The following is a 23,616-nucleotide window of genomic DNA, read 5'->3' on the forward strand; positions in this document are numbered from 1 at the left end:
AAGCGTAGCAGCGTTCTCGGAACGGTTCGTACGGAGCTTCGAACAGCGTATGGCGGGCCGGACTTCGATTCCGTAACACGAAGAAAACCTGAACGTGGTTCAACGCGGGAACAATCCAGCCAGCATCCGCACACCGATCACCCAGGCACCGAGGAGCACTCGCCATGTCCGAATCGCAGAAGGTGGCCGACCGGTCCGACGCCGCACCACCCGCGGTGAACAGCGTCGACCGGTTCTTCAAGATCTCCGAGCGGGGGTCCACCTTCGGCCGTGAGATACGCGGCGGCTTCGCCACGTTCTTCACCATGGCCTACATCCTTGTCCTGAACCCCATCATCCTGGGCAGCGCGAAGGACAAGTTCGGGCACCAGCTGGACGCCGTCCAGCTCACCACCGCGACCGCCCTGGTGGCCGCGGTCATGACGATCATCATGGGCGTGGGCGGCAACCTGCCCCTCGCGCTGGCCGCCGGACTGGGCCTGAACGCCGTGGTCGCCTTCCAGATCGCCCCGCTGATGAGCTGGGACGACGCGATGGGCCTGATCGTCCTCGAGGGCCTGCTGATCTGCGTGCTGGTGGTGACCGGGCTGCGCGAGGCCGTCATGCACGCCATACCCCAGCCGCTCAAGCAGGCGATCAGCGTCGGCATCGGCCTGTTCATCGCCTTCATCGGCTTCGTCGACGCCGGGTTCGTCAGCCGCATCCCCGACGCCGCGAACACCACCGTGCCCGTTCAGCTGGGCGGCACCGGCACCCTCACCGGCTGGCCGATGCTCGTCTTCTGCCTCGGCGTGCTGCTGACCATCGGCCTGCTCGCCCGCAAGGTCAAGGGCGCCATCCTGATCAGCATCGTCACCATGACGGCCCTGGCGATAGTGATCAACTCCATGGCCGACATCAAGAGCTGGGGCCTGACCACACCCTCCTGGCCCGACAGGCTCGTCGACGCCCCCGACTTCGGACTCATCGGCGACTTCGACCTGTTCGGGGCCTTCGGCGCCCCCGGCGTCGGGGTCATCACCGTCGTCCTGCTGGTCTTCACCCTGATCCTGTCCGACTTCTTCGACACCATGGGCACGGTCGTCGGCATCAGCGCCGAGGCGGGCCTGCTCGACGAGGAGGGCAAGGTCCCGAACCTCGGCCGGGTCCTGCTGATCGACGGCGCCGCGGCGGTCGCGGGCGGCGCGGCCTCGGCCTCCTCGGCGACCTCCTACATCGAGTCCGCGGCCGGCGTAGGCGAGGGCTCGCGCACCGGCTTCTCCAACCTCGTCACCGGCTCACTGTTCGGCCTCGCGCTGTTCCTGACCCCGCTGCTCACCATCGTCCCGCTCCAGGCGGCCGCCCCCGCCCTGGTCGCCGTCGGCTTCCTGATGATGACCCAGGTCAAGCACATCGACTGGGACCGCTACGACATCGCCATCCCCGCGTTCCTCACCATCGCCGTGATGCCGTTCACCTACTCCATCACCAACGGCATCGGCGCCGGCTTCCTCGCCTACGTCGTCATCAAGACCGTGCTCGGCAAGGCGAAGGAGATCCACTGGCTGCTGTGGGGGACCTCGGCGCTGTTCCTGGTGTACTTCGCGATCGACCCGGTCCAGCAGCTCCTGGGAGCGAAGTAGCGATGACGGGCCGCCCCCGGGGGGAAGGGGGCGGCCCGTCGCTTGTACAGACGGCTTTCGCGCCGCCGGGGTTCAGTCCTTCAGCGCCGCTTTCATCATCGCCTTGGCGACCGGCGCCGCCAGGCCGTTGCCGCTGACCTCCGAGCGGGCCGCGTCGGACTGCTCCACGACGACCGCCACGGCGACCTCCTTGCCGGACGAGTCGGACTTCCCGTACGAGGTGAACCAGGCGTAAGGCACCTGGCTGTTGTTCTCGCCGTGCTGCGCCGTACCCGTCTTGCCGCCGACCGTCGCGCCCGGGACCTGGGCGTTCGTGCCCGTGCCCTTCTCCACGACCGTCTGCATCGCCGACTGCAACTGCTCGGCGGTCGAGGAGGAGACGATCTCCTTCGTACTCGCCTCGTCGTCGTAGTCCTGCAACACATCACCGCCGCTGTTGGTGATCTGCGAAACCATATGCGGCGAAACCAGCTTGCCGCCGTTGGCTATGGCCGCCGACACCATGGCCATCTGGAGCGGCGTCGCGGTGACGTCGAACTGGCCGATGCCCGTCAGGGCCGTCTGCGACGGGTACATGTCCGACGGGTACACGCTCGTGTAGGCCCGGACCGGCACATCCAGCTTGTCGTCGTTGAAGCCGAACTTCTCGGCCATCGCCTTCACCTTGTCCTGGCCCAACTGGACGGCCATCTTCGCGAAGACGTTGTTGCACGAGTACTCCAGCGCCGTACGGATCGTGGCGTTCGTACAGGGCGCGTTCGGGTTCTCGTTCGACAGGTCCCGGGTGGTGCCCGGCAGCGTGTACGGGTCCGGGCTGTCGGTCTTCTCGTCCACCGACTGGTACAGCCCGTCCTCCAGCGCCGCTGCCGCCACGACCAGCTTGAACGTCGAACCCGGCGGCAGCGGCTGCCGCAGCGCACGGTTGACCAGCGGCTTCTCCGGGTCGGACGTGAGCTTCTTCCAGGCCGCCCCCGCGGTGTTGGCGTCGGTCAGCGACGAGGGGTCGTACGACGGGGTCGACACGACCGCGAGGATCTTCCCGGTCTTCGGGTCGATGGCGACGGCCCCGCCCTTCTTGTCGCCGAGCGCGTCGTACGCCGCCTTCTGCACGTCCGGGTCGATCGTCGTGACCACGTTGCCCGGGTCGGCCCGCTGGTTGGTGATGGTGTCCATCACGGACTTCAGACGGTTGTCCGTGCCGTTGAGGAGGTCGGTGTAGATGCCCTCCAACTGGGTCGGCGCGTACGCCTGCGAGGCGAAGCCCGTCACCGCCGCGTACAGCTCGCCGTCCGTGTACGTGCGCTTGTACTTGAGGTCGCCCGACTTCGTCGGGGCCGAGCCGGTGACCGACCGGCCGCCCACGATGATGTTCCCGAGCGGCGCCGAGTACGTCTCGATCGCGTTCCGCCGGTTGTCCTTGTCGTCTGCGAGCGCCTGGCCCTCGTAGAACTGCACCCAGGTCGCCCTGCCCAGCAGGGCCAACACCAGCAGCAGCGTGAAGACCGATGCGCGCCTGATCGTCTTGTTCATCCCGAACATGAGGACGAGCGAGGCCGGGCGGATCGTTCCCGCCGTCCGGTTTTCTCATCTGCCGTTCAGAAAGCCCGCTTCGTACGCGGCGATGACCGCCTGCGTACGGTCCCGGGTGCCCGTCTTGGCCAGCACCGCCGCCACATGCGACTTCACCGTGGCCGGACCGACCTCCATCCGGCGGGCGATCTCCGCGTTGGTCAGCCCCTGCGCCATGTGCCGCAGCACCTCCCGCTCGCGTCCCGTGAGCTTCGCCACCCACTCCGGCGGCGCCGGGTACGCGCGTGCGTGCTCGGTCGCGAGGGTGCGGACGGCCGCCGGGAACAGCAGGCTGTCGCTGCGCGCCACCAGCCGGACCGCCTGCACGAGCGCGTCGGCGTCCGCCCGCTTCAGCAGGAACCCGGCGGCTCCGGCGCGCAGGGCGTCGTACACGTAGGAGTCGTTCTCGAAGGTCGTCACGACGACGATCCGGGGCGGGTCGTCCAGTGTGGCGAGGATCTGCTCGGTGGCGCGGATGCCGTCGATCTCCGGCATGCGGACGTCCATGAGGACGACGTCCGGCCGCAGGTCCCGGACGACCGACACGGCCTCGGCGCCGGTGGCCGCCTCGCCCACCACCTCCAGGTCCGGCTCGGCGGAGAGGATGGCGCGCAGCGCGCTGCGGACCATGCGCTCGTCGTCGGCGAGGACGACACGGATCGGCGTCGGGCGGGTCATGCGGGTCCTTTCATCGGCAGGCGGACGTGCAGCCGCCAGGTCTCCCCGGCCGGTCGGGACGAACCGGGTGAAACGGGTGAACCGGCAAGTCCGGACGAACCGGTGGCCGGTCCGGCCGTCATGGTGCCGCCCAGCAGCCTGACCCGGTCCGCGATGCCGCGCAGGCCGTGGCCGCCGCCGGGACGGGAGGAGGCGGGACCGGTGACCGCGGCGGGGCCGGACAACGGGTTCTCCACGGTGATCTCCAGCCCTGCGCCCGCCACCGCGATCCGTACGTCCACGGCGACCCGGTCGCCCGCGTGCCGGAGGGCGTTGCTCAGCCCCTCCTGGACGATCCGGTAACCCTCACGGGACAGCAGTGGAGGCAGCGCCTCCGGGTCGGCGTCGATCGTGGCCGTCACGCGCTGTCCGCCCGCCCGGGTGCGGCGCAGCAGCCCGTCGAGGTCGGCCGCGAGGGTCGGCGCCGGGGCCGTGCCGGGGGCGTCGCCCTCGCGCAACACGCCCAGTACGGCGTCGAGTTCGCCGACGGTGCGCCGGGTCGTGTCCTCGATCGCGGCGAGGGCCTCGCGGACGAACTCCGGGTCGGAGCCGAGGACGCGGCGCGCCGCGCTCGCCTGGAGACCGATCGCGCTCAACGCGTGGCCGACGGAGTCGTGCAGCTCCCGCGCCAGCCGGTTGCGTACGGCCAGGTCGGCGGCGCGGGCCTCGGCGGCCGCGAGCCGGCCCTCGGGGGACGGGCCGAGCAGCGCGGGCGCCCAACGGGCCAGCAGCGCACCGCAGCCGGCCGCGCAGCCGGCGAGGGCGACGAGCATCGCCACGCCCGCGACCGGCGCGAGCGCCAACGCCCAGGTGTGACCGAGGACTTCGGGCAGCCCGAGCCGGGTGCCGCGCAGTGCCGCGAAGACCGGCAGCACGATCAGCACGGCGGCGAACGGCGGCACGGCCAGCGACATCCCGGCGATGATCCCGCCGGCCCCGAGATGCAGCGTGAACCAGCCCGCCGTACGGCCCTTCTCGCCCCGCGTCCGGGCCGGTCCCAAGGCGAGCCGGTCCGCGTCGACACCGCACAGCCAGCGCACGGCGGCGGCCTCCAGCGGCCGGGTCAGCGGGAACAGGGACGTGACGGCGGCGAGCGGCAGCGCCACGCCGAAGGAGGCGAGCTGGAGGGGAAAGGACGCGAAGACGTCCGTGCTGCCGGTGGCCGGGCCGATGATCACCGAGCCGACCAGGACGTACGGCATCGCGAGCGCGCCGCCGAGGATCAGATGCACCCAGCGCAGCCGGGCCCGCCGGCCGAACAGCGACCGGGCGGCCTGTCTCACGGCGCCCGCCGCGCGGCCCTGGCCGAGCGCTCCGCGAAGGAGTAGACGCCGATGGCGGCGACGAGGAAACCCACGAGCATCTGCCCAGCGTAGGCAAGGCTCATCAGCGGCGTCGGACGATCGGCGATGTCCTCGACACCGCCCAGGGAGGCGAGCGACAGCCAGCCGCCCCAGCAGGCGGCGGCGCCCGAGCCGACCCAGGCCAGTCCGAGCGGCACCGCCGCGGACAGCGCCCGCCCGCGTCGGAAGGCCAGCAGGAAGCCGCCGGCGACGGCCGCGAGGAGGAACACCGCGTACACCGCTTCCAGGACGTGGAAGTCACCGCCCCGGTTCGCCGCCCGGCCCTCGCTGAGTCCCGCGGTGCCGCCGCAGGCCCACAGGACGTGCAGGGCGAGCGGCAGCAGGGCGAGCACGGCGGCCGCGACGGCGAGGGCGCGGTGGGCCGGCCCCACCACACTCACGGGCAGCTCCCACATCCGTCCGCGCCACAGATGCCCCCAGCGGTCGCGGGCGTAGAGCACGAACAGGGCGCCCAGAGCGAGCCCTTGGAGGATGAACCCCGTGTACACCACGGTGAACACCCACGCGTGGAGGAAGGGCTCGTGGCCCTGGTCCGGTGCGGAACCGCCGCCGAACGCCCTCACGACCAGCTGCGCCGGGAACCCGGCCATGATCGGCGCGAGCAGCCCGGTGGCGACCCACACGGGGAATGCCGGCAGCCAGGCGGGCACCCGCAGCCCCCACGGCCGGGTCAGCACCAGCGCCAGCACGATCACCGCGCTGTCCAGGAGCACGGAGATCCCGTTGAGCACGGCCATGCCCACCCGGTCGTCGAGCAGCCCGCTCCCCTCCGGGATACCGACGTGGCTCCCGGCGATCCAGGCGGCCTTGAGCGCGAGGTAGGGCCCGCAGGAGAGGACGGCGACGGCACGGAGGACGCGCCGGGGGCGGCTGAGACGGACGGCGGGGCCGTCGACGGATGCGCGAGCGAGGGACTGCGTCATGCGATCAGGCTCCCGCGCGGCGGGCCGGCGGCACCTCCTGCACGGCGACGATCCGCCTCCGCCGGACGGGGGAGGGCGGCTCAGCCCTCCAGGATCAGCACCGTCTCCTCGATCTCCGCCCCCCGCGCGGAGGCGTACCCGCTGACCGTCGCGACGGCACGGAAGCCGCACTTCTCCAGCACGCGCAGCGAGCCCGCGTTGTCCGCCGCCGCCCGGGCGTACAAGGGGCGCTCGGGAACCTCCGCCAGCAGCGCCCGCAGGGCCGCCGTGGCGATGCCCTTCCCCCAGTACGCGCGGTCGACCCAGTACGTCACCTCGCGTTCGCCCGGCACGCCGTACACCGCCGCGCTGCCGACGACATCGCCGTCGGCCAGCACCGTGCGGACCACGTCGGCGGAGGACCGGATCCGAGCCCAGTGGGCGTCGAAGGCGTCCCGGTCGGCCGGGTCCTCGGGGACGAAGGCCGCCATGTGGAGAGCCTCGGGGTCGTTCATCTGCCGGAAGAAGACCGGCAGATCGCTGTCATGGACCTCGCGCAGCTCTACGTTCATGCCTCAGAGCCTACGGGTGGCCAGTGTCAGCCGGTCCCGCGCGTCGAACAGCGCGTCCTTCACCAGCTGCTCGTGCGCCGGCGTGAGCCGCGCCACCGGCACCGAGCAGCTGATCGCGTCCCGCGCCGGCGTGCGGTACGGGATGGCCACGCCGAAGCAGCGCAGCCCCAGCGTGTTCTCCTCGCGGTCCACCGCGAAGCCCTGTTCCCGGACCTGGTGCAGTTCCTCGATGAGCTTCTCGCGGTCGGTGATGGTGTTCTCGGTCAGCGCGGGCAGCGTCTCCGGGAGCATCTTGCGGACCTGCTCGTCCGAGTAGGTGCTCAGCAGCGCCTTGCCGAGGGACGTGGAGTGCGCGGGCAGGCGGCGCCCGACCCGGGTGAAGGGACGCAGGTAGTGCTGCGACTGGCGAGTGGCGAGGTAGACGACGTTCGTGCCGTCGAGGCGGGCGAGGTGGATCGTCTCGGTCGTGTCGTCCGAGAGCCGGTCCAGCGTCGGGCGGGCCGCCGCCACGACCTCGTCGCCGTCGATGTAGGAGGTGCCGACCAGCAGGGCCCGCACCCCGATGCCGTACCGCGTGCCCGTCGCGTCCGTCTCCACCCAGCCCAGCTCGACGAGCGTGCGGAGCAGCATGTAGAGGCTGGACTTGGGGTAGCCGACGGCCTCCTGGACCGCCGCGAGGGAGTGCATACCGGGACGCCCGGCGAAGTATTCGAGCAGTTCAACCGTTCGTACCGCGGACTTGACCTGCGCCCCGCCGCCCGTCTCGCCAGCCGACATCGCCCTTGACCCCTTCGTTCGACGGGAAATAGTCTCCACAGCATATTCATCATCAGAGACGGCGTTCAGTATATCGAACGTCCCTGGTGGATGACCCAGTACTGCGGCATTACATGTGTGGAGGGACCCGCGGTGGCAGCAGCACCAGTCTGGAGTGTCGACCCCCGAACCGGGAAGCAGCGTGAACAGGTTGCGGTGGAGGCCACAGCCCAGGAGGTGGACGCCGCCGTCCGTGCCGCTCACGAGGCGCGTGGCTCACTCGCGGACCGCACCGTCCGCGCGGCCTTCCTGCGCAGCGCCGCCGAGGAGCTGGAGGCGGCCAAGGACGGTCTCGTGGAGACCGCCGACGCCGAGACCGCGCTCGGCCCGGTCCGGCTGACCGGCGAGCTCGCCCGCACCTGCTACCAGCTGCGGGCCTTCGCCGACATCGTCGACGAGGGCGCCTTCCTCGACGTCGTCATCAACCACCCCGACGACACCGCGACCCCGCCGATCCCGGACCTGCGCCGCTACAAGGTGCCGCTCGGCGTCGTCGCCGTCTACTCGGCCTCGAACTTCCCGTTCGCCTTCTCCGTCGCCGGCGGCGACACCGCGAGCGCCCTCGCGGCCGGCTGCCCCGTCGTGGTCAAGGCCCACCCGGACCACCCGGCCCTGTCCGAGTACGTCGCCAAGGTGCTGCGCCGCGCCGCCGCCCGGCACGACATCCCCGACGGTGTCCTCGGGCTGGTGCACGGCTTCGAGGCGGGTGTCGAGCTGATCAAGCACCCGCTGGTCGCGGCGGCCGGATTCACCGGTTCCGTGCGGGGCGGGCGCGCGCTGTTCGACGCGGCAGCCGCGCGTCCCGTGCCGATCCCGTTCCACGGCGAGCTGGGCTCGCTGAACCCCGTCGTCGTCACCGAGGCCGCCGCCGCCGAGCGGGCCGAGGCGATCGGTGCGGGCCTCGCCGGCTCGATGACGCTGGGCGTCGGCCAGTTCTGCGTGAAGCCGGGCCTCGTCCTCGCGCCGTCCGGCGCCGCCGGTGACGCCCTGCTGAAGTCGCTGACCGACGCCGTCAGCGACACCGACGCCGGGGTCCTGCTCGACCACCGGATGCGCGACAACTTCGTCGCCGGTGTCGCCGAGCGCGCCCAGCTGCCCGACGTCGACTCCCCGGTCACGCCCGGCGCGGGCGGCGAGCACACCGTCAGCGCGGGCTTCCTCACGGTGCCGGCGAGCAGGCTGGCGCAGGAGGGCGAGCACGACCTGCTCCTGGAGGAGTGCTTCGGGCCGGTCACGGTGGTGGCCCGCTACGAGGACGAGGACGAGGTGAAGGCCGTGCTGTCGCGGCTGCCGGGCAACCTCACGGCGACGGTGCAGCTGTCCGAGGAGGAGGCCGCGGGGCAGGGCCGGGGCGCGGAGCTTCTGCAGGACCTGACGCCGCTGGCCGGGCGTGTGCTGGTGAATGGGTGGCCGACGGGGGTTGCCGTCGCGCCGGCTCAGCATCACGGGGGGCCGTACCCGGCGACGACGTCTACGTCCACGTCGGTGGGCGGTACGGCGATCGAGCGGTGGTTGCGGCCGGTTGTTTATCAGAACGCGCCTGAGGCCCTGCTTCCTGCGGAGCTGCGGGATGAGAATCCGTTGGGGTTGCCGCGTAGGTTCAACGGGCGCTTGGAGCGGTAGCGCCGTTGGGGGTGCGGTGAGTTGCGGGCTGCCGGTTCGTTGTGGCTTGTCGCGCAGTTCCCCGCGCCCCTGAAGGTCGGACCTGGGAGACTCGGTCAAATGGATCTCGAGATTTCCGAACTTCCGTTCCCCCTGCGCTCTTACGGGCCCGAGGCGCACTGGTCCTATGAGGACGGGGTGCTCACCGGGTGGGCCGGGGCGCGGCAGGATCGGTTCGTGCCGCCCACCGGGGAGGCGCTGGACCCCGCCTCCGACGCGCCGCGGCTGCTGGGGGCGCCCGAAGGGGACTTTCAGCTGATCGCCCGGGTCACGGTCGGGTTCGGCGCGGCCTTCGACGCCGGGGTGCTCTACGTCCACGTCGGCGAGCGCGCTTGGGCCAAGCTCTGTCTGGAGTACTCCCCGGACGTGCCCACCGTCTGCACGGTGGTCACCCGGGGACACTCCGACGACGCCAACTCCTTCGCCGTCGACGGCAGTTCCGTCTGGCTCCGGGTGAGCCGCACCGGCCGCGCCTTCGCCTTCCACGCCTCCCGCGACGGCGAACGGTGGACCTTCGTCCGCCTCTTCACCCTCGGCGACGAGAAGGAGACGGGCGCCGCCCTGATCGGCTTCATGACCCAGTCGCCGATGGGGGAGGGCTGCGTGGTGACGTACGACCACATCGAGTTCAGGCCGCACTGGCCGAACGACCTGCGCGACGGCAGCTGAGGCGTGGTGGTGATCCGTACCGTCCTGCCCGCCGAGGTGGAGGAGGTCGTCGCGCTGCACGCGCGGGCCCGGGCCACCTACTACCCCGACGGGCTGCCGCAGGACGGCACCGACTGGCTCGCCGCCTGGCGGAGCGCCCTCGCGCGACCGGACGGCCAGGTGCTCTGCGTCGTCGAGGAGGGCCGCATGGTCGGCCTGGCCTCCTTCCGCACCCCCGAGGGCGCCCGGGCGGACACGGTGAAGCTGTTCCAGTTCCACGTGGACCCCGACCACTGGCGCCGCGGCGTCGGCACCGCCCTGCACACGGCCTGCGTCGAGGCGTGGACGTCCGACGGCAAGTGGGCGGCCGTCCTCGACGTGCACGTCGACAACCGGCGGGCGCAGGCCTTCTACCAGCGGCAGGGCTGGGTGCCGGAACCGGCTGGGCCGGGAGACCATCACCTGCCGATGCGGCTCTCCCTGACCGGGGAATGAACACAGCTGCTTGAATGTTCATGCACTCGGCGGAGGGAGTCTCCGCACCCCGTGCGAGCTGGAGAGAGCCGAAGACATGCGCGTCGAGATCTGGAGCGACATCGCCTGCCCCTGGTGCTACGTGGGCAAAGCCCGCTTCGAGAAGGCGCTGCGGGACTTCCCGCACCGTGACGAGGTCGAGGTGGTGCACCGCTCCTTCGAGCTGGACCCGGGCCGCGCCAAGGACGACATCCAGCCCGTGATCACGATGCTCACCAGGAAGTACGGGATGAGTGCCGCGCAGGCCGAGGCCGGTGAGGACAACCTGGGCGCGCAGGCCGCCGCCGAGGGGCTGGACTACCGCACCCGGGGCCGCGACCACGGCAGCACCTTCGACATGCACCGCCTGCTGCACTTCGCCAAGGAGCAGGGGCACCAGGAGCGGTTGCTCGACCTGCTGTACCGGGCGAACTTCGCCGAGGAGCGCTCCGTCTTCAACGACGACGAGCGCCTGGTGGAACTCGCCGTGGCCGCCGGGCTGGAGGCGGACGCCGTCCGCGCGGTGCTCGCCGACCCCGGCGCCTACGCCGACGACGTACGCGCCGACGAGCGGGAAGCCGCGCAGCTCGGCGCGAGCGGTGTGCCGTTCTTCGTGCTCGACCGCAAGTACGGCGTCTCCGGTGCCCAGCCCGCGGAGGTCTTCGCCCAGGCCCTGACCCAGGCGTACGGCGAACGCTCGCCCCTGAAGATCGTCGACAGCGGGGACGCGGACGCGTGCGGGCCGGACGGCTGTGCGGTGCCTCAACGCTGAAGCCGCAGGTCGGGGCGTATGTATAAGCGCTCCTTAGCGACATCACGCAGAAATCGGTAATGGACGGGGAGATCCAAGGGACGCAGAGTGGTTCCATGGAGACCTTCGAGAACCTCGTCCGTGCCGAGTTCGCCCCGAAGCACACCTACCTCAACACCGCGAGCAACGGGCTCCTGCCCGCCCGAACCGTCACCGCCCTGCACCGGGCCGTGCGGATGCGTGCCGAGGGCGTGCCCCTGGGTCCCCTGTACGAGGACGTCGAGGCCGCCCGCGCGTCCTTCGCCCGGCTGGCCGGCGTGCCGGCCGAGCGGGTCGCCGCCGGTGCCTCGGTCGCCGAGTACGGCGGGCTGATCGCCGCCTCGCTGCCCGCGGGCGCCGAAGTCCTCACCGCGGAGGCCGATTTCGCCTCCCTGGTGAACCCGTTCCACGCGCGCGGCGACCTCAAGGTGCGCGCCGTGCCCCTGGAGCGGCTCGCCGAGTCCGTCCGCCCCGGCACCGCGCTCGTCGCGGTCAGCACCGTCCAGTCCGCCGACGGCCGGCTCGCCGATCTGCCGGCCGTGCGCGAGGCGGCCCGGGCGCACGGGGCCCGTACCTACGTCGACGCCTCCCAGTCGGCCGGCTGGCTGCCGATGGAGGCCGGCGCGGACGACTTTCTCGCCGCCGTCGGCTTCAAGTGGCTCCTGGGACCGCACGGGGCCGCGTTCTTCGTCGCCCCGCAGGACTTCGGCGGGCTCACACCGCTGCTCGCCGGGTGGGTCGCCGGTGAGCAGCCCTGGGAGAGCTGCTACGGCCCCGTCGAGGAACTCGCCCACTCCGCACGGCGCTTCGACATCAGCCCCGCGCTCTTCAGTCACGCCGGGCTGCGTGCCTCCCTGGAGCTGCTGGAGGACATCGGGATCGACGTCGTGCACGCCCACGACGTCGCCCTCGCGGACCGCTTCCGCGCCGGGCTCGCCGAGCTGGGCCACGCGCCGGTGCCCGCTCCGGGCTCGGCGATCGTGTCCGTGCCGGGGCTCGGCCACCGGCAGGGCGAGCTGGGCCGGGCGGGCATCGAGGTGTCCGACCGGGCCGGGAATCTGCGGGCCGCGTTCCACCTCTACAACACGGCGGCGGACGTCGACCGGCTCCTGGACGTCCTCAAGGCGTGAAGGCGTGAAGGCATGAAGAACCGGGTGGGGCCTCCCGTCCCACACGAGGAGGCCCCACCCGGCAGCTTGGTCACACGGTCACTTCACCGGCGTGAAGTCCCGCGCCCCGATGAACTCCGGACGCCGCACCGGTGCCGCGAACGGTTCCACCGCTGTGTTCTCCACGCTGTTGAACACGATGAACACGTTGCTGCGCGGGAACGGCGTGATGTTGTCGCCGGAACCGTGCATGCAGTTGCAGTCGAACCACGTCGCCGAACCGGCCTTGCCCGTGAACAACTTGATGCCGTGCTGTGCGGCCAGCTGGGTCAGCGCCTCATCGGACGGCGTGCCCGCGTCCTGCATCTGCAGCGACTTCTTGTAGTTGTCCTTCGGCGTGGCCCCCGCGCACCCGAGGAACGTCTTGTGCGACCCCGGCATGATCATGAGCCCGCCGTTGGTGTCGTAGTTCTCGGTCAGCGCGATCGAGACCGACACCGTACGCATCCGCGGCAGACCGTCCTCGGCGTGCCAGGTCTCGAAGTCCGAGTGCCAGTAGAAGCCACTCGCCCCGAAGCCCGGCTTGACGTTGATCCGCGACTGGTGGACGTAGACGTCCGAGCCGAGGATCTGACGTGCCCGGCCGACGACCCGCTCGTCCCGCACCAGCTTGGCGAACACCTCACTGATCTTGTGCACCTCGAAGACCGAGCGGATCTCCTTGGACTTCGGCTCGACGATCGACCGCTCGTCGGCACGGATGTCCGGGTCGTTCACCAGCCGGTTCAGCTCGTTCCGGTAGACGGCGACCTCGTCGTCGGTGATCAGCTCGTCGATGGCGAGGAAGCCGTCACGCTCGAAGGACAGCAGGTCGCCCGGCGATACCGGACCGGGCGCGTCGGGGGCGCCCCAGACGACCGGGTCCTGGCGCGGGGTGAGCACCTCGGTGGCGCCACGACTGGGGTACAGGTCGGGGATACCGGTGGTGGTGTCGGTGATGGCGGTCATGGAAACGTCACACCTCCTCGGTGAGCAGCGGGTAAACGCCGTTCTCGTCGTGGTCCTCCCGTCCGGTCACGGGCGGATTGAAGACGCAGAGGCAGCGGAAGTCCTTCTTGATCCGCAGCGTGTGCTTCTCGTGCCCGTCCAGGAGGTACATGGTCCCGGGCGTGATGGTGTACGACTTCCCGGTCTCGTGGTCGGTCAGCTCGGCCTCGCCCTCCACGCAGACGACGGCCTCGATGTGGTTCGCATACCACATCGACGTCTCCGTACCCGCGTACAGGATCGTCTCGTGCAGGGAGAAGCCGACCTTCTCCTTGGCGAGGACGATGCGTTTGCTCTCCCACGTTCCGGACGCCGACTTCACGTGCCGGTCGGTACCTTCGATCTCCTTGAACGAACGGACAATCACGGTGCTGCGATGCCTCCTAGATGGGGTGGTGCCGGTTGTGTGGTCAGGCGGTCTCGCGGACGGCGCGGGCCAGCGTCGACAGGCCCTCGTCCAGTTCCTCCGGCGTGATGGTCAGGGCGGGGAGCAGTTTCACGACCTCGCTCTCGGGCCCGGACGTCTCGATGAGCAGCCCGAGCTCGAAGGCGCGCTTGGCGACCTTGCCGGCGCGCTCCTTGTCGTGGAACTCCATGCCCCACACCAGGCCGCGGCCCCGGTACTCCTTCACGTCGGCCAGGTTCTCCTCCGTGATGGAGATCAGCGCCTGCTCGACCTGCTCGCCGCGCTTGCGGGTCTGCTTCTCCATCGCGGAGCCGTCGGCCCAGTACGCCTCCAGGGCCGCCGTGGCCGTGACGAAGGCGGGGTTGTTGCCGCGGAAGGTGCCGTTGTGCTCGCCGGGCTCCCAGATGTCGAGCTCGGGCTTGAACAGGCACAGCGACATGGGCAGGCCGTAGCCGCTGATCGACTTCGAGACGGTGACGATGTCCGGCGTGATGCCCGCCTCTTCGAAGGAGAAGAACGCGCCGGTACGGCCGCAGCCCATCTGGATGTCGTCGACGATCAGCAGCATGTCCTGCCGCTCGCACAGCTCGGACAGGGCACGCAGCCACTCGGCCCGGGCCACGTTGATGCCGCCTTCGCCCTGCACGGTCTCGACGATCACGGCGGCCGGCTTGTTCAGGCCGGAGCCCTGGTCCTCCAGCAGCCGCTCGAACCACAGGAAGTCCTCGACGGTGCCGTCGAAGTAGTTGTCGAACGGCATGGGCGTGCCGTGCACCAGCGGGATGCCGGCGCCGGCCCGCTTGAAGGCGTTGCCGGTCACGGCCAGCGAACCCAGCGACATGCCGTGGAAGGCGTTGGTGAACGACACGATCGACTCGCGCCCCTTCACCTTCCGCGCCAGCTTCAGCGCGGCCTCCACGGCGTTGGTGCCGGTCGGGCCCGGGAACATGACCTTGTACGGCAGGTCGCGCGGCCGCAGCAGCAGGTTCTGGAAGGCCTCCAGGAACGTGCGCTTGGCGGTGGTCGACATGTCGAGCCCGTGCGTGACGCCGTCCCGCTCCAGGTAGTCGATCAGAGCGCGTTTCAGGACGGGGTTGTTGTGCCCGTAGTTCAGTGACCCGGCTCCGGCGAAGAAGTCGAGGTACTCATGGCCGTCCTCGTCGTACATGCGGCTGCCCACCGCACGGTCGAAGACGGTGGGCCAGCCGCGGCAGTAGCTGCGCACCTCGGACTCGACGGTCTCGAAGACGCTCAGGTCGGGCTGGGTGATGGTCACGACGAATCGCTCCTCGGTACGTGGGGGAAGTCTGCGGGAGTGGGGGCGGGAAGAAGTCAGCGGGGCAGGGGGCCGATGCGGTACAGCACCTCTGCGTCGTGCGGCCCGTCGGGGAACAGGCCCGTGTCGAACAGCACCTCGCGCTCCAGCCGCGCGCCGTGACGCTCGGCGAACGACGTGAACAGGCGCTCCGAGGCGGTGTTGCCCGGAGTGATGGTGGTCTCCACCGTGGTCACCCCTCGCTCGGTCACGGTCCGCGCGACCAGACCGTCGAGCAGCGCGGCGGCCAGTCCGCGCCCGCGGTGCGCCTCGTCCACCGCCACCTGCCAGACCAGCAGGGTGCGCGGGCTGTCCGGCCGCACGTACCCGGTGATGAAACCCATCGGCTCGCCGTGCTCGTCACGCGCTACGGCCGACGTGGCCGCGAAGTCGCGGCACCACAGCAGATAGCTGTAGGACGAGTTCAGGTCGAGAACCTTCGAGTCCTTCGCCATCCGCCACAGTGCGGCTCCGTCAGCCACCGTGGGGCGGTCGATTTGCGGATCTGCTTGTACGGCAGTCATGCGAATTGAACTTACCCAGCGAAATTCGAAATTGCATCGCCGAGAGGGGTTACGTATGAGCCGAGCCTGTGTTATCGCGCGAGCGCGAGGCTTCACATCGCACGGCGGCAAGATGCCCGATATTGTCCGGGTAATACCGGGCATAGCGGTCACGATGTGTAACGCGTCACAGCCATGTAATCCCCACGAGATCCGCCCGAATTTCCTCTCCGAGTGTCCGCAAAATCTTCGGGTTTAGGATCGGAGAAAGCGGGCAGAAGAATACAGGAATCTATTCCTGAAAGAATTCTTAATTGTGTGCCAGCTTACATACGGGTCGCTTCGGAAAGCACGTGCAATTCAGGCCCCGGTCACTCCGTCGACGCGTTCCCGCAGGAGATCGGCGTGACCGTTGTGCCGTGCGTACTCCTCGATCATGTGAATCAGCACCCAGCGCATGCTGACCTCCATCCCGGGCACCGGTCCCTCGGCGACCCGTCCGATGTGGTCCAGCGGCAGCCCCGCACACAGCTCCCGGCCCCGCGCGATCTCCCGCCGCCAGATCCCGAGCGCCTCGTCGAGCCCCCGCCCGGGGTCCAGCGTGTAGCCGGTGCCGTCCTCGTAGACCGGCGGCACGTCGAGGCCGGCGGCCACCCGCTGGAACCAGTTCCGCTCGACCTCGGCGAGGTGCTGCACCAGCCCGAGCAGCGTCAGCGTGGACGGCTCGGCCGACGCCGTCCGTACCTGCGCGTCGTCCAGCCCGGCGCACTTCAGCGCCAGCGTGGCGCGGTGGAAGTCCAGCCAGCTCTCGAGCATGGCCCGCTCGTCACCGGTGAGGAGCGGGACGGGACGGCCGTCGGGAAGGGTGTGGGGGGTGCCGGCGGGGATGTCGGAAGGGGTGTCGGTGGTCATGCGGGGAGCATGACACGGGCCACTGACAACGGCGCGCCCCTGCTACCGCCACGCCTCCTCGGCAGCCCGCAGCGCCCCGGCCACGTCCACCGACAGCCCCGCCTCCGAGAGTGCGGCCCCCAGCGCCGCCAGGCTCGCCCGCACGGCCCCCGGCGTGGCATCGGCCCCGTAGTGATTGACCCGGATCATCTCCTTGGCCAACGCACCCCCGCCGGCGGCGAGCGGCACCGCCGGATCCGCCCCCAGCGCCCTGGCCACCAGCTCCGACGCCACCACCCCGGACGGCGCCCGGAGCGTCGTTGCGACGGGCGCCGCGTCCCGGGCCTCGTACACGTACGGCTCCAGCCCGCCACCGAGCGCGAGGGCCCCGGCCCGCGTGGCCGTCGCGGCCGAGGCGTGCCGGGCCATCACGGTGTCCGGCCCCACCGCCTCGATCCGCTCCACGCACGCCTCCAGCGCCAGCATCTCCAGCTGCGCCGGAGCGTGCAGCAGCGTCTTGCGACCGCCGTCGATCCACCGCTCCTTCCAGTCGAGCAGCGACAGATACGACCGGCGCGGCGCCCGCGGGTTCGCCGCCATCCGGGCCCAGGCCCGCTCGCTCACCGACACGGCCGACACGCCGGCCGGCCCGCCCATCGCCTTCTGCGCCCCGATCACGCACAGATCCACGCCCCACGCGTCCGGGAGCACCGGCTCGGCACCGATCGACGCCACCGCGTCCAGGTAGAACAGGGCCCCGTGCGCCCGCACCACCTCGCCGATCTCCGCGACCGGATTGGTGTTGCCGGTCGCCGCCTCCGCGTGCACCAGGGACACGAAGTCGATCTCCGGGTGCTCGGCGAAGGCCTGCCGGACCTGCTCGGCCGTGACCGCCGTGTGGAAGGGCACCGCCAGGTCGACCACCGTCGCCCCGCAGTCCCGCAGCCAGTCGCCGAAGGTCTGCCCGTACGGGCCCGTGATGACGTTCAGGGCCGTCGTGCCCGGACCGGCCGCGGCACGGATCGCGCCCTCCAGCGGCAGCAACGCCTCGCCCTGCATGATCACGACGTCCTGCTCGGTGCCCAGCAGCCGTGCCACACGGTCCTCGATCGCGGCGAAACGGTCCGCACCGAGCGGGGCCAGGTCCAGAAACGGATGCGTCACGGTGGCGCTCTCTCCAACTCATGGGGACAAATCGCGGAAACAACGGAAACGAGCGTAACCGCCGTGCCCCGGCGCCCTGCGACCGGCGACTTCCCAGGCCCGACGGCTGCGCAGCCATCGGATTGTTTTCAGAGACCCAAACTTCTCCTTATGATCAGAACCCACAGTTCACTCACAGGAGGCTCGCCGTGAACACGCACCCCGGGCACCGGGCCCGCATCCTGGCCGCCACCACCGCGACGGCCGGGCTGCTGCTCGTGGCCGGCTGCACCTCCACCGACGACGGCGGCAGCGGCAAGAAGACGGCCGCGGGCGGCGTCGAGCTCGTCAAGGCGGGCAAGCTCACCACCTGCACCCACCTGCCGTATCCGCCGTTCCAGTCGGAGATCGACGGCAAGGTCCAGGGCTTCGACGTGTCGCTGATCGACCTGGTCGCCAAGGACCTGGGCGTGCAGCAGGACATCGTCGACCAGCCCTTCGAGAACTTCAAGACGGGCGGGTCCCTCAACGCCGGCCAGTGCGACCTCGCCGCGGCCGGCATGACCATCACCGAGGAGCGCAAGAAGAACGTCGACTTCTCCGACCCGTACTTCAACGCCACCCAGGCGGTGCTGGTCGACAAGAAGAGCGGCATCGGCTCCTTCGCCGACCTCAAGGGCAAGAAGCTCGGCGCCCAGGCCCAGACGACCGGTGAGGACTACGCCAAGAGCAAGGGCCTCGACCCGGTCTCCTTCGAGTCCTCCGACGCCGTCCTCAACGGCCTGCGCACCGGCCAGGTCCAGGCCGTCGTCATCGACTACCCCGTCGTCCAGGGCTGGCTGAAGGACAAGGCCAACGCCGACGCCTTCAAGGTCGTCGACAACCTCGACACCGGCGAGCAGTACGGCTTCACGGTGAAGAAGGGCAACACTAAGCTCCTCGCCGCCATCAACAAGGCGATCAAGGACGCCGAGACCGACGGCACGTACAAGAAGCTGTACGAGCAGTGGATCGGCCCCTACGACGAGTCCGCCGCGTCGCCGGCCGCCTCATGACCGACACCGCCACGCCCGGGGTCCAGCCGAAGAAGAAGGGCCTGACCCGGCGGCAGAAGCGCAGCCTGTCGCGCGGCGTCCAGTACGCCGTCTTCGTCGCGGCCGTGATCGCCTTCGCGGTCTCGGCCGACTGGGGCCGGCTGCAGAACCAGTTCGCCCAGGCGGACATCGCCGAGCGCATGTTCCCGGACGTCATCACGCTGGCGCTGAAGAACACCGTGCTCTACACGGTGACCGGCTTCGCCGTGGGGCTGGCCCTCGGCATGGCGATCGCGCTGATGCGGCTGTCCTCCGTGGGCCCCTACCGCTGGCTCGCCGGGATCTACATCGAGATCTTCCGCGGCCTGCCCGCCCTGCTGATCTTCATCTTCATCGGCGTGGCCGTACCGCTGGCCTTCCCCGGCACCGAGATCGTCGGCGGCACCTACGGCAAGGTCGCCCTCGCCCTCGGCCTGGTGGCCGCCGCGTACATGGCCGAGACGATCCGCGCCGGCATCCAGGCCGTGCCCAAGGGGCAGATGGAGGCGGCCCGTTCGCTCGGCTTCTCGCCCGCAAGGGCCATGATCTCCATCGTCATCCCGCAGGCGTTCCGCATCATCCTGCCGCCGCTCACCAACGAACTGGTGCTGCTGTTCAAGGACTCCTCGCTGGTGCTGTTCCTCGGCGTCACCCTGGAGGAGCGCGAACTGTCCAAGTACGGCCGCGACCTGGCCAGCCAGACCGCCAACTCCACGCCGATCCTGGTCGCCGGACTCTGCTACCTGCTGGTCACGATCCCGCTCGGCTTCGTCGTACGCCGCATGGAGGCGAAGGCCCAGGAGGCCGTCACATGAGCCGACCCGAGATCGAGGTGCGCGCGCTGCACAAGTCGTTCGGCGCCAACGAGGTGCTGCGCGGCATCGACCTGGAGATCGGCCGGGGCGAGGTCGTCTGTGTCATCGGCCCGTCCGGCTCCGGCAAGTCGACGCTGCTGCGCTGCGTGAACCTGCTGGAGGAGCCGACCAAGGGCCAGGTGTTCGTCGGCGGTACGGAACTGACCGACCCGGACGTCGACATCGACGCCGTGCGCCGCCGCATCGGGATGGTCTTCCAGCAGTTCAACCTCTTCCCGCACCTCACGGTGACCGAGAACCTCACGCTGCCGCAGCGCCGGGTGCTTCGTCGCGACAAGGCGGCGGCCGCGCAGGTGGCCGCCGAGAACCTGGCGCGCGTGGGCCTGTCCGAGAAGGCGGCCGCCTACCCCTCCTCCCTCTCCGGCGGCCAGCAGCAGCGCGTCGCCATCGCCCGGGCCCTGGCCATGGGCCCCGAGGTGATGCTGTTCGACGAGCCGACCTCGGCGCTGGACCCCGAACTGGTCGGCGACGTCCTCGCGGTGATGCGCATGCTCGCCGACGAGGGCATGACGATGATGGTCGTCACCCACGAGATGACCTTCGCCCGCGAGGTCGCCGACCGGGTCGTCTTCATGGACGGCGGCGTGATCGTCGAGGACGGCACGCCCGAGCAGGTCATCGGCAACCCGCGTCACGACCGCACCCGCCACTTCCTCTCCCGCCTCCTCGACCCCGCCATGGCCGAGGTGGAGGAGGAGACCTCGGACCAGGTGGGCAAGGCCGACTAGCCGCTGACTAGGGTGCCGTACATGAGCGATCGCACGGTGCTGCACGTGAAGGGACGGGTGCTCGTCGGGCCCGAGGAGGTCCGCGACGAGCTGTGGGTCGTCGACGGCCGGATCTCCTACGACCGTCCCGCCGGCGCCCGCGACATCCGTACCGTCCGGGGCTGGGCCCTGCCCGGCCTCGTCGACGCGCACTGCCACGTGGGACTCGACCGGCACGGCGCGGTCCCGCAGGACGTCGCCGAGAAGCAGGCGCTGACCGACCGGGACGCGGGCACACTGCTGATCCGCGACGCGGGCTCGCCCTCCGACACCCGCTGGATCGACGACCGCGACGACCTGCCGAAGATCATCCGCGCCGGGCGGCACATCGCCCGCACCCGCCGCTACATCCGCAACTACGCCTGGGAGATCGAGCCGGACGACCTGGTCGCCTACGTCGCCCGGGAGGCCCGGCGCGGCGACGGCTGGGTGAAGCTGGTCGGCGACTGGATCGACCGCGACCTCGGCGACCTGTCGGCCTGCTGGCCCCGCGGGGCGGTGGAGGCGGCGATCGCCGAGGCGCACCGGCTGGGCGCCCGGGTCACCGCGCACTGCTTCTCGGAGGACTCCCTCCAGGACCTCGTCGAGGCCGGCATCGACTGCGTCGAACACGCGACGGGCCTGACCGAGGACCTCGTCCCGCTCTTCGCCGAGCGGGGCGTCGCCATCGTCCCGACCCTGGTCAACATCGCGACGTTCCCCCGGCTCGCCGACGGCGGCGAGGCCAGGTTCCCGCGCTGGTCGGCCCATATGCGCAGGCTCCACGAGCGCCGCTACGACACCGTACGCAGCGCCCACGACGCCGGGATCCCGGTCTTCGTCGGCACCGACGCCGGCGGCGGACTCGCCCACGGCCTCGCGGCGGCCGAGGTCGCCGAACTGGTCACCGCGGGCATCCCGCCCGTCGAGGCCCTGGCCGCCGGGACCTGGACGGCCCGGGCCTGGCTCGGCCGCCCCGGCCTGGACGAGGGCGCCCCGGCCGACCTCGTCGTCTACGACGAGGACCCGCGCAAGGACGTGGGGGTGCTGGCGGCGCCGCGCCGGGTGGTGCTGAACGGGCGCGTGGTCGGGTAGCCGGGCGGCGGCTCCACGACGCCGTACCTCGTGGGCGGCGTCATCGCCCTGCTCGCGGCGGGCGGGACACGGTGGTCCTGGCCCGCCGCCGGAGCTGACCTGCGGCTTCCGGCCCCGGACGGCAGGGCGTGCGGACCTCTGAGACCGTGGAGGACCAGGACGAACCCAGCCAGGGTGGGCCCCGGGCCGGCGCACCGATCGGGACCGAGACGGCCGGGCCGCCCGGCGGTGGGCCGTCAGGCCGCCACCGCACGCTCCAGCGCCCGCAGGAACCCGTCCATCGTCGCCCGGTCCCGCACCGCCAGCCGCAGCCACTCCCCGTCCAGGCCGGGGAAGGTGTCCCCACGCCGCACGGCGTAGCCGAGGTCGCGCAGGCGGCTGCGTACGGCCGCCGCGTGCGGAAGGCGGACCAGGACGAAGGGGCCCTGCGCGGGCCCGGCCACCCGCAGCCCGGCCGGGGCGAAGCGGGCCAGGCCCGTCAGCAGGTGGGCCCGGTCCGCGGCGATGCGGTGCGCCGCGTGGGCCGCCTCCGCCACCGCCCGTGGCCCCACGCACGCCTGCGCCGCGGCCAGCGCCGGCGTCGACACCGGCCACAGCGGCTGCGCCCGCTCCAGGTCCCGGACGGTCTCCGGCGCCGCCAGTACGTACCCGATCCGCAGCCCCGCGAGCCCCCACGTCTTGGTCAGGCTGCGCAGCACCACGAGGCCGGGCACGTCGACGCGCTCCGCGAGGGACTCCCGCTCGCCCGGCACCGCGTCCATGAACGCCTCGTCCACGACCAGCAGCCGCCCGGGCCGGGCGAGGGAGGCGATCACGTCCGCCGGGTGCAGCACCGACGTCGGGTTCGTCGGATTGCCGATCACCACCAGGTCCGCGGTCTCGGGGACGGCCGCCGGGTCCAGCCGGAAGCCGTCCTCCTCCCGCAGCAGCACCCGGTCGACCGTGTGCCCCGCGTCCCGCAGCGCGGCCTCCGGCTCCGTGAACTGCGGGTGCACGACGACCGGCCGCCGCACCTTCAGCGCCCGCGCCAGCAGCACGAACGCCTCCGCCGCCCCCGCCGTCAGCAGCACCCGCTCCGCCGGCAGACCGTGCCGCGCCGCCACCGCCGCGCGTGCGGCCCGCCCGTCCGGGTAGGCCGCCAACCCGCCCAGCGACGCGGCGATGTGCTCCCGCAGCCACGCCGGCGGGGTGTCCGCGCGGACGTTCACGGCGAGGTCGACGAGCGAGCCGCCGTCGTCCCGGACCTCCGCGTCCCCGTGGTGCCGCAGATCGTGGCCGCCGTCAGTGGGCATGGGAGTGCGCCCCGTGGTGGTGCCCGTGCCCGTGGTGGTGGCCGTCGTCGTCCGGGTGGAAGTGCGGCTGCTGCGGCAGCCCCACCTTGTCCTCGAAGCCCGGCAGCGCGATGCGGTACACGCACGAGTCGCAGTTCATCCGCAGATCACCCTCGACGGCCTCCGCGTACCGCTCCCACACCAGGTCCAGCAGCTCCGGCTCCGGCCCGATGACGTCGGCCGAGCACACCTCGACCTCCGGGTGCGCCGCCGCCCAGCCCTCCGTCTGCTGCCGCACCCGGTCCGGCAGGATGCCGGTGAACAGGAAGTAGGGGAGCACCACGATCCGGCGGGCGCCCAGCCGTGCGCACCGGTCGAGTCCGCTCGGCACGTCCGGCGCCGCCAGCGACACGAACGCCGTCTCGACCCCCGCGTACCCGCGCCCCTCCCACAGCAGCCGGGCCGCCTTGTGCACCTCGGCGTTGGCGTCCGGGTCCGTCGACCCGCGCCCCACCAGCAGCACCGTCACGTCGGCCCGGTCACCCGGCCGGCGCCCCGCGGCGCCGCCCAGCGCCTCGTCCAGCCGCCGCTCCAGCACGTTCAGCAGCGCGGGGTGCGGGCCGAGCGGACGCCCGTACGTGTACGAGATCCCGGGGTGCCGTTCCTTCTCGCGGGCCAGCGCCGCCGGGATGTCGCCCTTGGCGTGCCCGGCGGACACCAGCATCAGCGGCACGGCGGCGAACCGCCGTACGCCCCGCTCCACCAGCTCGGTGACGGCCTCGCCCAGCGGCGGCGGGGAGAGTTCGATGAAGCCGCCCGCGACGGGCAGTTCCGGGTGGCGGGCCCCCAGCTCCCGCACGAAGTCGCGGAACGCCTCGGCTCCGGCGTCGTCACGGGTGCCGTGGCCGGCGATGAGCAGGGCGGGCGGGGTGGTCACAGTTTCTCCTCGGCGGAAGTGGGGTGGTGG

General features: G+C 71.3%; 24 protein-coding genes. 10 read left to right on the top strand and 14 right to left on the bottom strand.

All coding sequences use genetic code 11. From position 1 onward, the window contains the following. Positions 1-164: 164 nt before the first annotated feature. Positions 165-1,622, top strand: coding sequence for an NCS2 family permease (locus SCNRRL3882_RS31430; protein ID WP_010037864.1), 1,458 nt, complete (start codon positions 165-167; stop codon positions 1,620-1,622). A gap of 72 nt (positions 1,623-1,694) precedes the next feature. On the opposite strand, the gene SCNRRL3882_RS31435 is transcribed toward SCNRRL3882_RS31430, so the two are convergent. The 6 genes from SCNRRL3882_RS31435 to SCNRRL3882_RS31460 form a co-directional block, all read right to left on the bottom strand. Further along, a complete protein-coding gene (locus SCNRRL3882_RS31435; protein ID WP_010037862.1) occupies positions 1,695-3,152 on the bottom strand; it encodes a peptidoglycan D,D-transpeptidase FtsI family protein in 1,458 nt (485 codons plus the stop codon). Positions 3,153-3,206: 54 nt separating this feature from the next. Beyond that, positions 3,207-3,869, bottom strand: coding sequence for a response regulator transcription factor (locus SCNRRL3882_RS31440; protein WP_010037861.1), 663 nt, complete (start codon positions 3,867-3,869; stop codon positions 3,207-3,209). Beyond that, positions 3,866-5,191, bottom strand: coding sequence for a sensor histidine kinase (locus SCNRRL3882_RS31445; protein WP_010037857.1), 1,326 nt, complete (start codon positions 5,189-5,191; stop codon positions 3,866-3,868). The genes SCNRRL3882_RS31440 and SCNRRL3882_RS31445 overlap by 4 nt, the downstream gene beginning before the upstream one ends. Next, complete coding sequence (locus tag SCNRRL3882_RS31450) at positions 5,188-6,195, bottom strand: hypothetical protein (RefSeq protein WP_010037856.1); 1,008 nt, start codon at positions 6,193-6,195, stop codon at positions 5,188-5,190. The genes SCNRRL3882_RS31445 and SCNRRL3882_RS31450 overlap by 4 nt, the downstream gene beginning before the upstream one ends. Positions 6,196-6,275: 80 nt before the next feature. Beyond that, a complete protein-coding gene (locus tag SCNRRL3882_RS31455) occupies positions 6,276-6,746 on the bottom strand; it encodes a GNAT family N-acetyltransferase (protein ID WP_010037855.1) in 471 nt (156 codons plus the stop codon). A gap of 3 nt (positions 6,747-6,749) precedes the next feature. Then, positions 6,750-7,523, bottom strand: a complete 774-nt coding sequence (locus SCNRRL3882_RS31460) for an IclR family transcriptional regulator (protein WP_010037854.1) — start codon at positions 7,521-7,523, stop codon at positions 6,750-6,752. A gap of 132 nt (positions 7,524-7,655) precedes the next feature. Between SCNRRL3882_RS31460 and SCNRRL3882_RS31465 the strand changes: the two genes are divergently transcribed. The 5 genes from SCNRRL3882_RS31465 (at position 7,656) to SCNRRL3882_RS31485 (ending at position 12,305) form a co-directional block, all read left to right on the top strand. Beyond that, positions 7,656-9,185 (top strand): aldehyde dehydrogenase (NADP(+)), encoded by a 1,530-nt coding sequence (locus SCNRRL3882_RS31465; RefSeq protein WP_078602789.1) that lies wholly within the window; start codon positions 7,656-7,658, stop codon positions 9,183-9,185. A 99-nt stretch (positions 9,186-9,284) separates the two neighbouring features. After that, entirely contained in the window at positions 9,285-9,893 is a 609-nt protein-coding gene (locus tag SCNRRL3882_RS31470; protein WP_010037848.1) for a DUF1349 domain-containing protein, read from the top strand. A 9-nt stretch (positions 9,894-9,902) separates the two neighbouring features. Beyond that, positions 9,903-10,367, top strand: coding sequence for a GNAT family N-acetyltransferase (locus SCNRRL3882_RS31475; RefSeq protein WP_029181030.1), 465 nt, complete (start codon positions 9,903-9,905; stop codon positions 10,365-10,367). A 76-nt stretch (positions 10,368-10,443) separates the two neighbouring features. Next, complete coding sequence (locus SCNRRL3882_RS31480; protein WP_010037844.1) at positions 10,444-11,157, top strand: DsbA family oxidoreductase; 714 nt, start codon at positions 10,444-10,446, stop codon at positions 11,155-11,157. Positions 11,158-11,252: 95 nt separating this feature from the next. Beyond that, a complete protein-coding gene (locus SCNRRL3882_RS31485; protein ID WP_010037842.1) occupies positions 11,253-12,305 on the top strand; it encodes an aminotransferase class V-fold PLP-dependent enzyme in 1,053 nt (350 codons plus the stop codon). 78 nt (positions 12,306-12,383) lie between these two features. Here the strand turns inward: SCNRRL3882_RS31485 and thpD are convergent, their stop codons facing one another. The 6 genes from thpD to SCNRRL3882_RS31515 all read right to left on the bottom strand — a co-directional run bounded on the left by thpD (position 12,384) and on the right by SCNRRL3882_RS31515 (position 17,610). Continuing rightward, positions 12,384-13,283, bottom strand: a complete 900-nt coding sequence (gene thpD / locus SCNRRL3882_RS31490; RefSeq protein WP_029181029.1) for an ectoine hydroxylase — start codon at positions 13,281-13,283, stop codon at positions 12,384-12,386. Between the two features lie 16 nt (positions 13,284-13,299). Beyond that, on the bottom strand, positions 13,300-13,698 hold the full coding sequence (locus SCNRRL3882_RS31495; protein ID WP_010037840.1) for an ectoine synthase: 399 nt from the start codon (positions 13,696-13,698) through the stop codon (positions 13,300-13,302). A 43-nt stretch (positions 13,699-13,741) separates the two neighbouring features. After that, positions 13,742-15,013, bottom strand: a complete 1,272-nt coding sequence (gene ectB / locus SCNRRL3882_RS31500) for a diaminobutyrate--2-oxoglutarate transaminase (RefSeq protein ID WP_010037839.1) — start codon at positions 15,011-15,013, stop codon at positions 13,742-13,744. A gap of 56 nt (positions 15,014-15,069) precedes the next feature. Next, positions 15,070-15,576, bottom strand: a complete 507-nt coding sequence (gene ectA / locus SCNRRL3882_RS31505) for a diaminobutyrate acetyltransferase (RefSeq protein ID WP_029181028.1) — start codon at positions 15,574-15,576, stop codon at positions 15,070-15,072. 339 nt (positions 15,577-15,915) lie between these two features. Further along, positions 15,916-16,467, bottom strand: coding sequence for a DinB family protein (locus SCNRRL3882_RS31510; protein WP_010037835.1), 552 nt, complete (start codon positions 16,465-16,467; stop codon positions 15,916-15,918). A 42-nt stretch (positions 16,468-16,509) separates the two neighbouring features. Further along, positions 16,510-17,610: a pyridoxal-phosphate-dependent aminotransferase family protein gene (locus tag SCNRRL3882_RS31515; RefSeq protein WP_010037833.1), complete on the bottom strand. Its 1,101-nt coding sequence runs from the start codon at positions 17,608-17,610 to the stop codon at positions 16,510-16,512. Between the two features lie 188 nt (positions 17,611-17,798). On the opposite strand from SCNRRL3882_RS31515, the gene SCNRRL3882_RS31520 reads away from it, so the two are divergent. The 4 genes from SCNRRL3882_RS31520 to SCNRRL3882_RS31535 are packed head-to-tail and all read left to right on the top strand — an operon-like array spanning position 17,799 to position 21,378. Continuing rightward, complete coding sequence (locus tag SCNRRL3882_RS31520) at positions 17,799-18,644, top strand: transporter substrate-binding domain-containing protein (protein WP_010037831.1); 846 nt, start codon at positions 17,799-17,801, stop codon at positions 18,642-18,644. Then, positions 18,641-19,477, top strand: coding sequence for an amino acid ABC transporter permease (locus SCNRRL3882_RS31525; protein ID WP_010037829.1), 837 nt, complete (start codon positions 18,641-18,643; stop codon positions 19,475-19,477). The genes SCNRRL3882_RS31520 and SCNRRL3882_RS31525 overlap by 4 nt, the downstream gene beginning before the upstream one ends. Further along, on the top strand, positions 19,474-20,265 hold the full coding sequence (locus SCNRRL3882_RS31530; RefSeq protein ID WP_010037827.1) for an amino acid ABC transporter ATP-binding protein: 792 nt from the start codon (positions 19,474-19,476) through the stop codon (positions 20,263-20,265). The genes SCNRRL3882_RS31525 and SCNRRL3882_RS31530 overlap by 4 nt, the downstream gene beginning before the upstream one ends. 21 nt (positions 20,266-20,286) lie before the next feature. Beyond that, the gene (locus SCNRRL3882_RS31535) at positions 20,287-21,378 is read left to right on the top strand and encodes an amidohydrolase family protein (protein WP_010037825.1); all 1,092 of its coding nucleotides are present in this window, start codon (positions 20,287-20,289) and stop codon (positions 21,376-21,378) included. Between the two features lie 236 nt (positions 21,379-21,614). Here SCNRRL3882_RS31535 and cobC read toward each other — a convergent pair whose 3' ends face one another. After that, on the bottom strand, positions 21,615-22,670 hold the full coding sequence (cobC, locus tag SCNRRL3882_RS31540) for an Rv2231c family pyridoxal phosphate-dependent protein CobC (RefSeq protein ID WP_010037823.1): 1,056 nt from the start codon (positions 22,668-22,670) through the stop codon (positions 21,615-21,617). Continuing rightward, complete coding sequence (locus tag SCNRRL3882_RS31545; protein ID WP_010037822.1) at positions 22,660-23,586, bottom strand: sirohydrochlorin chelatase; 927 nt, start codon at positions 23,584-23,586, stop codon at positions 22,660-22,662. The genes cobC and SCNRRL3882_RS31545 overlap by 11 nt, the downstream gene beginning before the upstream one ends. Positions 23,587-23,616 lie beyond the last annotated feature (30 nt).

Origin of the sequence: Streptomyces chartreusis NRRL 3882 (assembly GCF_900236475.1) — a bacterium.
In the GTDB taxonomy this organism is placed as follows: Bacteria; Actinomycetota; Actinomycetes; order Streptomycetales; family Streptomycetaceae; genus Streptomyces; species Streptomyces chartreusis_D.